Source organism: Aeromonas sp. 102P (assembly GCF_051920345.1).
GTDB lineage: Bacteria > Pseudomonadota > Gammaproteobacteria > Enterobacterales > Aeromonadaceae > Aeromonas > Aeromonas veronii.
In genome coordinates this window covers 4,014,311-4,027,216 of record NZ_JBQBCZ010000001.1, presented here as the reverse complement: position 1 = coordinate 4,027,216, position 12,906 = coordinate 4,014,311, and the positions used below count along the sequence as shown (strand labels likewise).

Here is a 12,906-nt window from a genome sequence, read left to right as displayed (position 1 = left end):
ACCCGATAACGGCATATCCAGCCTGCACGCTTATAAAATATGCGCCAGATATTCGGGGTGCGAGATTGTACTCGCCCCCACGCCATCATGCAATTTGGCAGGGATAAAGAGGGACGGGGTGTATCGCTGTCAGGCCCAGCGAGACAGGGGGGCGGGCATGGCGTGGGCATAGCCCTGCTGATAGTCGCAGCCGAGCAGGTTGGCGATCTCGATGTGAGTCAGGGTCTCGACCCCTTCGCACACCACCTTCATGCCAAAGCGCTGCAGATACTCCACCAGACCGCTCAGCATCCGCAAGGCATGGCTGCTCTTGCTCGCCTGCAGCAGCAGGGAGCGATCCAGCTTGATGATCTCGTAGGGGAGCGCCATCACCCGCTGAAAATTGCACTCCTGGGTGCCGAAATCATCGCAGGCGATATGAGCGCCGTGGCTGCGCAGCACTTCGATCAGCTCCCGATGTTTGCGATAGAGCGGCGCATGTTCCAGCACCTCGAACCAGATCGCTATCCCCAGCTTGCGAGCCTGCAGGATCACCAGCAACAGCAGGTTCTGGTATGTCGAGCTCTCAAGTGCAGGATTCAAGTTAATGGAGAGAGAGCAGGGCGCATGGCGTGCCAGTACGGGCAGGTCACGCCAGATCGCTCTCAGTATCACTATATCGATGTCCAGAGCTTCACCCTGGCTCAGAGTCAGGAAGTCGATGCCCTGGTAGCCCTGCCGGGCGGGATCCCAGCGTCTGGCCAGCGCTTCAAAGCCGATGATCTGGCGATCCCGGTCAACGATTGGCTGATAAAAGGGTACGGCAATGTCCGCTGTTGTCAGGGATGCCACGCCACTGACCGGAAACTCTTCTTTGAACGCAAGCATGGCACTCACCTGTTGACGGATATAGCTGCGAATAATACGTGAGGCAACGGAAGTCTGGCTGTAGGAATTGTCCGATTATTGAGATGGGGATAGAGAGGGAAGTAGTTTGGCAATATCAGATTATTCCGATTAAGTTTGGTGCGGGCATTATCTAGACTGGCCTCAATGACGAACAATCAAACAACATATTTAAATGTTTTAAATATTTCTTCGTTTTTGTCTCTGATATGACAGAGCTTTTTCCTATTTTAGTAGTGTGATAACACCCATGAATAAATTTTCTGTTTTGTTGCTGTTTATATTGAGCAGTAACGCATTGGCATCGCCGGATATCAGCGTTGGTACTTTATATGACTATATGCCAGCAGAGAAAACCACCCTGCTAAAGCGGGTTAGAAATATTGGTGATGAGACGGCCTTTGTCAAAATAATGCTGGCCGAGATTGTATATGGTGCTGATGGTGTGCCACAGGAGCGGGAGTTACCTGAGGAGGGCGTTCGTCAGCTGGTTACCAGCCCATCAAGGTTGATTATTCCCGCAAGCAGCATGCAGGCCACCCGCTTTATCTATATGGGAGAGCGGGAGCGGGAACGTTATTTTCGGGTGCGTTTTGTACCGGTCAAGCCACAGGATGATGAAATAACCGAATTACCACCACAACAGCAAATAAGTGCCGGTGTCAGCATCATGACCGGTTTTGGCACCATTCTGTTTGTGGCACCCAAAGAGACCCGTTATGACACCCGGATTGAACGTGAAACCGGGGCCCTTTATGTGGAGAACCGGGGCAATGCCACCGTTATTCTCGATTATCTGGAGCTGTGTGGCGAAAAAGAGAGGTCATGCAGTCAGCCGGAGAAGATGCATCTGCTGCCTGGCGTTAAAAAGCGGGTCAGTGAAGAGGCAACCCGAATGGTTCGTTTTGAACTGATCGAAGGGAAAAAATCGGTATTCAAGGAGTTCAAGCTCTGAATCCCGACCTATCACAAGAAAGACAATCACACCTGAAGGAGTGGCTATGAAGATGTTATCACTTTTTCCCGCCCTGTTGCTGGCGAGCGGTTCGCTGATGGCGGCCGAGCGAGTCGAGCATACGGTGACGGTGACGGCGCAGATCCCGACCGACAAGTTTTATGTGCAGCCGGTTGGGGACTGGATGAATACCCCGCAGAAACTGACGTTTAACCCCTTTAACCAGAAGCTGGATCCCTTGGCCAAGCAGCTGGAGATGAAGAGCACTCTTGGCCCCATCAAGGGCTATCTGGTCTATCCCGCCACCATGGCGAGTGGCAAGGAGAGCATCGGCCTGACGGTCAAGGTCGGAGGCATCGCACTGACCACCACATCCGCCGAGCTGTTGACCCAGGCGGATGCCAATACCGGCAAACAAGTCGGACTGGAGATCATTCCGGCCGTGGCTCCAAGCGGTGGCTACAAGCCCGGCAACTATCAGGGAATTGTCAGCATGATGTTTGAATCCGAGGCGCCGCCAGCCCCTCCAGCTACCTAAATTCATAACAGATCAAGACCCAAGGGGCCGTTCGGCCCCTTGTTATTCCGGTTGTTATTCAGGTTGTTAATCATGATTCGCTCCCCTCTTCTCTTGCTAGGGCTGTTGCTCTCTACCCCGCTGATGGCGGCAGATCCGGCACTGCTGTTGCAGCAGGCGCGGCAGTTGCCGGACGGGTTTGAAGAGCACTTTTTTGGTGTCCCCCTGATGGTGCGAGTCACTGTCGACGGTCGCCTGCTGGGGGATGGGGAGGTGCTGCTCGGGCGCGATAACTCGGTACAACTGCTCTCACTGATGGATGTGCAGGAGAGCGAGTTTGACGAGGGAGCACGCGAACGCTGGTTGAGCAAGTTGGGAAGCCATCTGCCGCTCGGCGAGTGTGGCCGGGCCTGTCCTGAAGGCATAGTGGGGTTGCAATACAGCCTGGAGGAGTCCCAGCTCTCGATACTGACCGGTAAGGTGGAGCAGGGAGCGCGGGATCAGCGTTTTATGGCGTTGCCCCAAGAGAGCAAGGGGTTGCTCGTCCAGAACCAGCTGAACCTGGTGCAAGGCAGCCAGCGCAATGGACACTACAACCTTCAGCTGGAGGGCAGCTGGGGACAGTGGACCCCTTTTATGGAGGGGGATGCCACCTGGCAAGAGAGTGGGCCAACTGATCTGGGGATGGCTCAGATCTATGGAGAACGGCTCCATGAGGCCAATTTTTATCGTCTCGGCTTCTTCTTTCCCTCGGCGCAGGGGTTGGTGCGTCAGCCCAACTACTACAGTGGTGCGACGCCTACAGTGCTTGGTGTGATGTGGGGCAGCTCGGATCTGCTGCGCCGGGAACGCGGGGTACCCAGTCTGGCGCCGATCCAGGTGGCACCGGCACGGCCGGGCATGGTGGAGATCTATCGGGACGGCAACCTGATCCAGTCCCAGCCGGTCGTATCCGGTCTGCAGGCGCTCGATACCCGCTCGCTACCTGGTGGTATCTACGAGGTGGAGCTGCGGCTGCTTGAGGATGGTCAGGAGACCCGCCGTTGGCGCGAGATGATCTACAAACCCTCCAACTGGCAGACACCGGAGGAACCGTGGCGTTTCAACCTCTTTGCCGGGCGTCAGACCCGCTGGCTGGTGCGGCAGGGAGATAGCGATTTGGAAGGCGCCAGTGGTGGTGCTGCGGTGAACCACCTGCTGCTTCCCTCGCTGGTGGTGGGGGCGGGTAGCCAGTATGTGGACAGACGTGCCCAGCACTCCCTCTCACTCGACTGGGAGGCTACCAGTCAGCTCCACGGCTTTGCCTCCCTCAACCAGAGTGTCGGCATGGGATGGGGTTACGATCTGCAGGGGATCTACTGGCATGGCAATAGCAGTCTGGTGGCCAGCCATTCACGCAATCTGCGCAAGCAAGGGGAGGCAAGTTCGGTGTCCAGCTTGTCACTACAGCAGTCGCTGGATCGGTGGGGCTCCCTCGGGGTCTATGTCTCTCACCAGTCTGGCCGTGGCAACGGCGCCGATGTGGGATGGCACTACAGTGACCGGCTTTGGGGGCGTTGGGTGACCTGGGGGGTGACCCTGTTCGATCGCCCCGGCAGCGAGAGCACGGCGCAGCAGCGGGATCGCGGTAGCACGCTGAGTCTCACTATCAACTTGGGGGGAGATGATCGCCAGTTGTCGCTGGGGCTGGGCAGCAATACCTCACGCTCGGGCGGTGCCCAGCGCAGTGCCTATCTCAACTACCAGCAGGAAGTGGATTGGGGCCCGTTGCGTCAGGTCAGCGTCGGCAGTACCCACGACAGCTATGGTACCGGTCTATCCGGCTATGGCCGCTTCGCGGCTCCCTGGTTGGGGGGCGACCTGTTTGCCCAGCACTCCTCCTATAACGAACAGGTGACTGGCGGTATCAATCTGGAGAGCGTGGTGGCACTGGGACGGGAGGGGGAGCTAGCACTGGGTTCTCGCGAGATGGGCGGCATGGGCAATGAGGCTGCGATGATCCTCGATATTGCGGCCGATGATGAGGCGGCGCGGATCCGGGTCAGCGATGATCACGGCAGCGTACAGACCCTTGGGCCCGGTCGCCATCTGGTCTCGGTGCCAGCCTTGCAGAGCGGTGCCTTGCAACTGGAGATGGCCGACCACGAGGGGACGCCGCTCACCATCAAGCCCACCGTGCTCCCCTACCACCTTAATCGCGGCGGAGTGGGTTATGGCCAGGTGAACGCCATAAGTACCGTCACTGTGATTGGTCGCCTGCTCGACGAGCAAAATAGGCCGCTGCGTGGTGCCATGGTCAGCAACCCCATAGGGCGGGCATTTACCGAAAACGATGGCTTCTTTGCGCTGGAGGCGAGTCGACGACAGCCACAATTTAGCGTGGAACATAATGGCACTCTCCGTTGCAACAACTCGTCAGGAGTGCAGAGTCGCACGGAGGCATCGGAGATTATTATGTTGGGAGAGTTAATATGTTCACCTGGTGTTACTGTAAAAAATGAAAAGCATTAAAATATTAGTTCTACTGATTATCAGTCACTCTTCTTTGGCTGATGTGATTGATATTACGGCAGACTATAAACCGGAGAGTTATGAAGTGAGTGGTGGGCGTTTTATCAACACCACTCCGTGCGATGTCGGCAATGAGATTTCTTATTGTGATCCCCTGAAGCCGCTAGAGTCATCGGTTATAGTAAAACTCCCTGTGTCGATAGGAAAAACAATAAATTCGGCGAAGGGTAAACAGAACTACCTAAGTTACTATCGACTTTCTGGGCCTAAAAAGGTCACGTTGACAAATAGCAACAATGGAGAACGCCATGAATTGGCATTTATTCCAACCAATATAGGTGCCAAGGTAATAAAAATGGAGTATCCAATTGTCAATAATAATAGATGGCCCATGCATACTATTGGTGGTGATTGCTATCAAAGCTTTAGTACTTGGGGGTGGTTCGGGTCTGTAGTAACTGGGCAACTTTTTTTATATTCTATTAATGATTTAGCTCAAAATGGCGCGTCTGAGTGCTATCACAATAGCCAACTTGGTGATGGAACATCATACTCTGTCGATTGGCTGAATTATGGCTTTCGTATCAAAGCACCTAATCCATTGACTATGTCAAACGGAAAGTATACTGGTAGTTTAAAAATAATGGTGGGGCGTAATAAGGATATTGACCTAGGTGATGCAACCTATTCTGGGGGAACAGAGCATGAACTTAAATTTACACTGACAGTCCGTCATCAATTGAAAGTTGATTTTCCCAAAGGAGATAGCGATGGCCATAGCCAAGTAACCTTATTGCCACCAGGTGGGTGGAGTAATTGGATTCATAGTGGAAAGCGAGAGCCAAGCATATTGCAGCAAGATCTTCCTTTTCGAATATGGTTTAGTGCCCCATTTACTGTCTCACTTCGTTGCCAATATCAATGGTCTACTAGTGGCGAGTGCGCATTAAAAGATAGCAAGGGGCGAACAGTGCCTTTAAAAACGCACTATGTTAACAGCATAAATGAAATGTTTCTGTTGACTAAAAATAAAACCAGATTTGTACTTCATGTACAGGGAAGTCCGGTTATCAATGCTGCCAGTACGATTCGATTTCAGATTGTGGGTGGGACGGTCGCCGAGATGATGAAATACCCTGGCTCCTCCTTTAAAGGTGATGTTACCCTGATATTTGATGCGGCTATTGATTAATAGAGTCCGCTGCTTTTGGCATAGTCAAAGAGGGCGCTATCGCTGCTAATACCCAGCCGTATCATGGCGCTCTTTTTCTGGGTGCTGATGGTTTTGACACTGCGATGAAGATAGTCGGCAACCTGAGTGACGGACATGCCGCTGGCAAGTAGGCGCACCACTTCGCTCTCCTTTGGTGTAAGCGGGTGGGGTTCGCCTTGAGCAGAGATTCCGGCATTGGCCAGCAGTATTTTTACCGCAGGACCAATATAGCGATGACCGAGCAATATCTGGCGAATGGCATCGGCCAGTTCATTGATAACCGATTTTTTCAGTATCAGACCGTTGACCCCAACCTGAATAAGGGATTGCAAGATGGCGCTGTTCTGGATCTGGGTCAGCACAATAATGGGCAGGTTTGGATAATCCCGACGCAACTGCTGGATCATCACCAGTCCATCACAGCGGATATCTCCCGGCATGCTGAAATCAGTGATCAACAGATCATAATGATGCTGTTGCAATAATTTCAGCAAGTCAGATACCTGATATGCCTCGGCGATCACTTCACAATGGGGTGTTATCTGGTCAATCAGGCTACGGATCCCGGTCAGAATCAAGGGGTGGTCATCAGCAAGAATAATCTTGAAGGACATGGATGAGCCTCTTATAAAACGGTGAATAATATTCAGGCTACCAAAGCTAACATTTCTATACTACCGTGCGCACCCCATTTTTTTAGGAGCATATATCTTTTGACAAATATATGTGAATCGTTATGTCTATGTATTGTTTGCTTATGTCATTAATCAAACGATTCATAATTATTGTCGCTGTTTTTTCCTTGACGCCTGCCGTATTTTCGGCGGAGGTACATTCTGTACCAACGATTGAAGTGGGCATATTGGCTGGCGGATGGGGACCATTCCAGCAGTGGGACGGCAAGGTCGCCGCTGGCTTCAGTGTTGAATTGATGGAGGAAATAGCCAAAAAGCTTGACTACCGGATTGCCTGGCAGGTCTACCCTGACTGGAAAACCATGTATGCCGATGCCTGCCGTGGCAAGCTGGATATCCTGCTCGATGCATTTAATTCTGAGGTGCGTCAGTGTGTCACCTATAGCCTGCCTTACTACACTTCGCCGACCGTGGTGGTGGTTCGTCAGGACAGCCCCCTGTTTCGGGATGTGAGCCGCTTGCAGTCCGCAAGCATTGCCATCGAAAAAGGCTTTCTGACCGAGAAGCTGGTCAAGCTGCACTATCCCAATGTCACACCGCGACTCTTTGTCGATACGCACCGTGCATTGCTGGCGGTTGAGCAAGGTCGGGCAGATGCCTACATCGGCAACCTTCATGTGGCCAATCTGTTTATCGAGCGTCACCCGGCGTTGGTGGTGGTTGCCCAGTCTCCCTTGTTGATGGAAACCCTGCATCTTGGCGTCGCCAGCCAGAAACACTCCCTTGCTATCCGGCTTGATACGGCAATTCAGGCGCTGACGGTCGAGGCGCGCAGTGAACTGGAGAGACGCTGGCTTGGGGAGAGCCTGGAGCCCAACTTTATGGGGCACAGCAATTTCTTGCTGCGTCCTGATGAGCGAGCATGGCTCTCGATGCTGCCGCCGTTAACGTTGGGATTGATCCCCGGCTGGGTGCCCTTCTCTTATCACGATGAGGGTGGCAATCCGGTCGGCTTGATGGCGGATTATCTGGACGTGCTGCAAGAGAAGTTGGGGCTGGCATACAGCCGTGTGCCAGTGCAGAGCTGGCCCGATCTGCAGCAGTTGCTGCTGCATCACGATGTGGATCTGGCGGTATTACCCACCCGCATCATTGAGCGGTTGGTGGGTTGGCATGCCAGCGAGCCCTTTGCATCATTCCCGATGGTGCTGGTGACGGCGCGCGGTAGTATTCCGATCGGGGATCTCTCTGATCTGGCCGGTAAAAAGTTGTTGTTGACCGACAGTATGCTGATCCCCCAGCTAAGGACACTGGTGCCTGACCTGAAACTGATCACGACCAAGAGCGCTGGCGAGGGGCTCGCTCGTGTTGCAGCAGGTGAGGGAGATGCCTATATCGGCAATCTGGTGGTGGTTTCCCGTCTTGTCACCGAGCAGTTTGATGACCGACTTCATATTGCCGCGCCCACCCCCTTCAAAGATGAGTTGGCCGTTGCGGTACGTGAGCCTTACAGCCCCTTGCTGCCCCTGGTCAACCGGGTGCTTGCCAGCATGAGCGACAAGGAGAAGCGCCAGATACGCAACAGCTGGTTGGCGCTCAATTACAGCGAAGGGATCCCCAGAGCGAAACTGGTGCGTACCCTGCTGCCCGCCGGGGTGGCGATTACGCTCTTTATTCTGGTGCTGTCGGTGGCGTACTGGCGGCTGCGTCAGGAGATAGTCCGTCGCCATCAGGTTGAGGCTGCATTGGCCAGAGCCAAGGCCAAGGCGGAGTCTGCCGCCACCCAGAAAGGGGAGTTTCTGGCCACCATGAGCCACGAAATTCGCACGCCTATGAATGGCATTATCGGTATGGCGGAACAGCTCACTTTTACCGAGCTGACCCAGGATCAGCGCCAGATGGTGGAGGTTATCAACCGCGGTGCCCAGGGATTGCATGCGCTGATCGACAACGTGCTCGACTTCGCCAAGCTGGAGGCGGGCAAGATGCAACTCGAAGAGGCTCCATTTCTTGTCCGGGAGCTGCTCGACAGTGTGCTGACCATGACGGTGAGCGAGGTGCATCGCAAGGGGTTGCGCGTCTATCTCTGGGCGGATGCCGGTGTGGCGGCTCGGGTAAGTGGTGATACGCTGCGTCTGCGCCAGATCCTCTTCAACTTTGTCAGTAATGCCATCAAATTTACCGAGCGGGGCTTTATAGAGATCTCGGTGCAACTGCTGTCGCAGGGGGAGGGGCAACAGCAATTGTGCTTCGGTGTGCGCGACAGCGGCATCGGTATGAGCCCAGAGGCGCTTGGCCGGATCTTCAATGCCTTTGAACAGGCAGAGAGCTCCACCACCCGCAGTTATGGTGGTACCGGCTTGGGGCTGAGTATCTGCCAGACTCTGGCCACCTTGATGGGTGGCGAGATCCGGCTGGAGAGTGCCCCTGGGCTGGGCACTTTCATCAGCCTGACGGTCACGCTGCCTGTTCTGGCACAGCGAGAGCCGGATCTTCACCTCAATGGCATGCAAGCCCATATCGATCTCCATGACGATAAGCTGTGCCACACCCTGTTGTTGCATCTTGATGCCTTGGGGGTAACACGAACGTTGGAGTCTGGTGATGCTCAGTTGCGTTTCACAGACCATGAGCTGGCAGGCAATGGGCTCATCCGGGTGCTGCCGTTGGCAACCCCCCTCGGCTATCGTTGTGATGAGGGGGGTTACATTCTCAACAGCAATCCCATGACCTGGCATGCGGTGCGAGAAGTTTGCTATCGCCAACTTGGTTTGAGCGACGGGACGGCAACGAAAGCGATGCGAAAAAGCGCACCCATGCAGCCCTATCGGGTATTGCTGGTGGAAGATAATCCCCTCAACCAGTCGTTAGTGATACGCCAGCTCAGGCAGCTTGAGCTGAGTTGTGATCTGGCAGAGCATGGCCAGCAGGCCCTCGAGATGGTTGCGCAGCATCCCTATGATCTGGTGCTCTGTGACTGCCAGATGCCGGTGATGGATGGTTATGAGTTCACGCGCAGGATACGGGCTGCAGAAACAGGCGAGCGGCTGCTGATCATCGCCATGACGGCCAATGTGTTGCCAGAACAGGCTCAGCGCTGTTTTGCCGCTGGCATGGACGATCTGTTGGGCAAGCCGGTGCTGCAGGATGCTCTGCGTCAGATGTTGCAGAAGTGGCAAATCTTACCCGCGCCAACCTTGATTGATGTCACGGCCATGGCGGCATTCTTTGGGCAAGGTGACAAGTTGCGGCAGATGTTTCCGCTTTTTCGCCAGGAGCTTGAACAGTCGATGGCACAGGAGCCACTTGATGACAATGGATTGGCCAATTGGGTACATCGTCAGGCGGGAACCATCAGTATGATGATGGCGCCGCAGCTGGCTGAGCAGGCATGGCAATTGGAAGAAAAAATCCGCCAGTTTGGATCGCCAGCTTGTACTGATGAGCTGACACGCTTTCGTGCCCAATTACAGCAAATCATCGGTGAGTTGACGTTATTGAGCGAGCGAGATGGGCACTCAGTTATCGAGGGAGAACTGGAGTAAGGGGAACTGTTCACTCATAAAATTGCGGGGGCTGTGGCCATTGCCTGCGGTGGCCAGCCACTCCCAATCCAGTTTTGGCGAGCCGGCTTTGAAGCGCTGATAGGCAACACCTTGATGGATGGTCAGAAAGAGGGTCGTGGGGAGTCCCAGCTTGTTGCTGTAGCGCACCATCAGATCACCCTGATAGTCGTTGCTGATTCTGACTTTGAGCGCCTGCAGTGTCAGACCGGTGGCGTGACCATGCTCGTCCCAGACTTCAAACATGATATGAACACTCTGATGTCGATGATGCCACGATGAGCAAGATGGGATGCAATTGCAACTGTCAGATCTGACAAGACCGAAAAAGTGTGAGGGGAATGGCAGAAAGCGAAAACCCGGCGCGAGGCCGGGTTTTCTTGAATGATGGTGGAGGGAGAAGGATTCGAACCTTCGAAGGCAGAGCCGTCAGATTTACAGTCTGATCCCTTTGGCCGCTCGGGAACCCCTCCACGGGGGTAAAGCAAATTGTATTCAGCCATTTCAATCAGGGAAATGGTGGAGGGAGAAGGATTCGAACCTTCGAAGGCAGAGCCGTCAGATTTACAGTCTGATCCCTTTGGCCGCTCGGGAACCCCTCCACGGGGTATTTCCTGATTGTCACTACTTTGCACTTGAATGGTGGAGGGAGAAGGATTCGAACCTTCGAAGGCAGAGCCGTCAGATTTACAGTCTGATCCCTTTGGCCGCTCGGGAACCCCTCCCCAAGTGCGAGGCGCATACTATCAGATCCAGAGGCTTTGTGAACCCCTTGATGAGGCATCTGGCAGTAAAAAATGACTGTTCGTCGATTTTTTGATACATCCAGCTCAAAATTCAAGCTTATCAGCAAGTTGTGCGCTGCTTTTCTGCACAAAACAGCATCTGTGCAAGTTGGCGATCGCGCTGAAGACAAGGCAGATAGCAGAAGACCGCTAGCGTCGGCGGTCTTCTCGGGCATCACATCTAGCGCTGGAACGGGTAGATCGAACCCAGTTTCAGGATCTGGGTCAGCTCGTCCAGCGCACTGCGGGACTCCTGCACCAGTGCCGGATCCCGCAGGTCATCGAGGGTCAGGCGGTCGCGGTAGTGACGATCGACCCAGCCATCGAGGCGGGCAAACTGGCTGTCGTTGATAAGGCAGGCCGGATTGACCGCAGCGAGTTCCTGATCGTTCATGGCAACCCGCAGTCGCAGGCAGGCCGGGCCGCCACCATTACGCATGCTCTGTTTCACATCCATATAGTGGACCGCCTTGATCGGAGTCTCCTGCGTCAGCAGCTTGCCAAGATAGGCCGACACCGCCGGATTATCGCGGCACTCGGTGGGGGCGATAATGGCCATCTCGCCACTCGGCAGGGTGAGGATCTGGGTGTTGAACAGGTAGGATTTCACCACATCCAGCACGGATACCTCGGCGGTTGGCACTTCGATAAAGTGCAAATCCCCCTCGCCAAACTTGCCGCTGATCTCGGTCAGTACCGCTTCGGTGTTGAGGAACGCTTGCTGGTGGAAGAAGAGCACGTTCTGGTTGCCCACCGCGATCACGTCGTTATGGAATACCCCCTGATCGATCACCTCCGGGTTTTGCTGAATAAACACCACGCTCTCCTCGCCAAGGCCATGCAGGCGGGCGATGGCCTGGCTTGCTTCCAGAGTCTGGCGGGCCGGGTAGCGCTTCGGCGCCGGGCGGGAGTAGTCAAAGGCGCTGCGGCCATAGACAAACAGCTCGACCCCCGCCTCACCATAGGCACGGCAGAGGCGGGTGTGGTTGGCCGCCCCCTCGTCGCCGAAGTGGTCATTCTCCGGCAGATGGAGGTGGTGGCTGAAGTGGCGATCATTGTTGAACACGGCTCGCAGGATACGGCCCGTGACGTCCGGCTCCAGGGAGCGGTGAAACTTGTTAGTCAGGTTGGCGGGGGTGAAGTGAATGCGGCCATCCTGGGTATCGGCACTGGGGGAGACGGTGGCGGCGTTGGCAGTCCACATGCTGGAGGCCGAATAGCAGGCAGCCAGTACGGCGGGAGCCTGCTTGGCGGCCTGCTCCAGCACCCGGGCATCGTTGCCGGTGAAGCCGAGGCGGCGCAGGGTGGCGAGGTCGGGGCGCTCTTGTGGCGCCAGTACCCCCTGGGTCATGCCAAGCTCAGTCAGCGCCTTCATCTTGCGCAGCCCCTGTTTGGCGGCCTCTTTCGGATTGGAAGCCTCCTGGGCATTGCTCTGGGAGGCAACGTTGCCGTAGGAGAGGCCAGCATAGTTATGAGTCGGGCCGACCAGACCGTCGAAATTGACCTCGAAGTGCTTCATTGAGTACATCCTTTCGATTTTTATGATGGGTAGCGGTTCCTTCCGCGCGCAATGCGTCGGGGTTGGGCCATTATAAAGAGATTTTATGTTTTTGTAACAAGCCGGTAACCAGCAGACGTTTTTATGTCGTTTCAGATATAAAAAGAGGGGCGGTATGGCAGAAAATTGAAAAAGCGGTTGCGTCCGGCCTGTTGCCTTCGCATTAATAAATAAAGAAGCAATAAAAGAAGCCGTGTGGTTCGGGCTGGTCAGGCAAATTTGCTCACAAGATTGCTTTTTCGCGCCAAATCTCTTATACAGCCCCACAAAACCGCACACCAACC

General features: G+C 54.8%; 9 protein-coding genes and 3 tRNA genes. 5 read left to right on the top strand and 7 right to left on the bottom strand.

Annotated elements, in window-relative coordinates; translation table 11 throughout:
* Positions 1 to 129 precede the first annotated feature (129 nt).
* A complete protein-coding gene (locus ACTG1K_RS18865) occupies positions 130 to 867 on the bottom strand; it encodes an EAL domain-containing protein (RefSeq protein ID WP_425854986.1) in 738 nt (245 codons plus the stop codon).
* Positions 868 to 1,135: 268 nt separating this feature from the next.
* On the opposite strand from ACTG1K_RS18865, the gene ACTG1K_RS18860 reads away from it, so the two are divergent.
* From ACTG1K_RS18860 to ACTG1K_RS18845, 4 genes are all read left to right on the top strand, one after another.
* Positions 1,136 to 1,840 carry a hypothetical protein gene (locus tag ACTG1K_RS18860; protein ID WP_425854987.1) on the top strand — a complete coding sequence of 235 codons (705 nt, stop codon included), beginning with the start codon at positions 1,136 to 1,138 and terminating at the stop codon, positions 1,838 to 1,840.
* A 46-nt stretch (positions 1,841 to 1,886) separates the two neighbouring features.
* Complete coding sequence (locus tag ACTG1K_RS18855; protein ID WP_440006350.1) at positions 1,887 to 2,378, top strand: CS1 type fimbrial major subunit; 492 nt, start codon at positions 1,887 to 1,889, stop codon at positions 2,376 to 2,378.
* A 72-nt stretch (positions 2,379 to 2,450) separates the two neighbouring features.
* On the top strand, positions 2,451 to 4,868 hold the full coding sequence (locus ACTG1K_RS18850; RefSeq protein ID WP_440006348.1) for a TcfC E-set like domain-containing protein: 2,418 nt from the start codon (positions 2,451 to 2,453) through the stop codon (positions 4,866 to 4,868).
* Complete coding sequence (locus ACTG1K_RS18845; RefSeq protein WP_335848300.1) at positions 4,855 to 6,060, top strand: hypothetical protein; 1,206 nt, start codon at positions 4,855 to 4,857, stop codon at positions 6,058 to 6,060. The genes ACTG1K_RS18850 and ACTG1K_RS18845 overlap by 14 nt, the downstream gene beginning before the upstream one ends.
* Here the strand turns inward: ACTG1K_RS18845 and ACTG1K_RS18840 are convergent.
* A complete protein-coding gene (locus ACTG1K_RS18840; protein WP_440006346.1) occupies positions 6,057 to 6,695 on the bottom strand; it encodes a response regulator in 639 nt (212 codons plus the stop codon). The two genes, ACTG1K_RS18845 and ACTG1K_RS18840, sit on opposite strands and share 4 nt — an antisense overlap.
* A gap of 248 nt (positions 6,696 to 6,943) precedes the next feature.
* On the opposite strand from ACTG1K_RS18840, the gene ACTG1K_RS18835 reads away from it, so the two are divergent.
* Positions 6,944 to 10,261: an ATP-binding protein gene (locus ACTG1K_RS18835; protein WP_440006345.1), complete on the top strand. Its 3,318-nt coding sequence runs from the start codon at positions 6,944 to 6,946 to the stop codon at positions 10,259 to 10,261.
* Here the strand turns inward: ACTG1K_RS18835 and ACTG1K_RS18830 are convergent.
* The 5 genes from ACTG1K_RS18830 to astB form a co-directional block, all read right to left on the bottom strand.
* Entirely contained in the window at positions 10,235 to 10,525 is a 291-nt protein-coding gene (locus tag ACTG1K_RS18830) for a hypothetical protein (RefSeq protein WP_139476462.1), read from the bottom strand. The genes ACTG1K_RS18835 and ACTG1K_RS18830 overlap by 27 nt on opposite strands.
* A gap of 142 nt (positions 10,526 to 10,667) precedes the next feature.
* Positions 10,668 to 10,752, bottom strand: a tRNA-Tyr gene (locus ACTG1K_RS18825).
* Positions 10,753 to 10,796: 44 nt separating this feature from the next.
* Positions 10,797 to 10,881, bottom strand: a tRNA-Tyr gene (locus ACTG1K_RS18820).
* A gap of 38 nt (positions 10,882 to 10,919) precedes the next feature.
* Positions 10,920 to 11,004, bottom strand: a tRNA-Tyr gene (locus ACTG1K_RS18815).
* Between the two features lie 241 nt (positions 11,005 to 11,245).
* Positions 11,246 to 12,583 carry an N-succinylarginine dihydrolase gene (gene astB / locus ACTG1K_RS18810; protein ID WP_440006343.1) on the bottom strand — a complete coding sequence of 446 codons (1,338 nt, stop codon included), beginning with the start codon at positions 12,581 to 12,583 and terminating at the stop codon, positions 11,246 to 11,248.
* Positions 12,584 to 12,906: the final 323 nt, after the last annotated feature.

What these genes read in the sequence shown, in the direction of transcription:
- ACTG1K_RS18860 (WP_425854987.1), top strand. Translation starts at nt 1,136, where the DNA reads ATGAATAAATTTTCTGTTTTGTTGCTGTTTATATTGAGCAGTAACGCA.
- ACTG1K_RS18830 (WP_139476462.1), bottom strand. Translation starts at nt 10,525, where the DNA reads ATGTTTGAAGTCTGGGACGAGCATGGTCACGCCACCGGTCTGACACTG.
- ACTG1K_RS18855 (WP_440006350.1), top strand. Translation starts at nt 1,887, where the DNA reads ATGAAGATGTTATCACTTTTTCCCGCCCTGTTGCTGGCGAGCGGTTCG.
- ACTG1K_RS18850 (WP_440006348.1), top strand. Translation starts at nt 2,451, where the DNA reads ATGATTCGCTCCCCTCTTCTCTTGCTAGGGCTGTTGCTCTCTACCCCG.
- ACTG1K_RS18845 (WP_335848300.1), top strand. Translation starts at nt 4,855, where the DNA reads ATGAAAAGCATTAAAATATTAGTTCTACTGATTATCAGTCACTCTTCT.
- ACTG1K_RS18840 (WP_440006346.1), bottom strand. Translation starts at nt 6,695, where the DNA reads ATGTCCTTCAAGATTATTCTTGCTGATGACCACCCCTTGATTCTGACC.
- astB (WP_440006343.1), bottom strand. Translation starts at nt 12,583, where the DNA reads ATGAAGCACTTCGAGGTCAATTTCGACGGTCTGGTCGGCCCGACTCAT.
- ACTG1K_RS18865 (WP_425854986.1), bottom strand. Translation starts at nt 867, where the DNA reads ATGCTTGCGTTCAAAGAAGAGTTTCCGGTCAGTGGCGTGGCATCCCTG.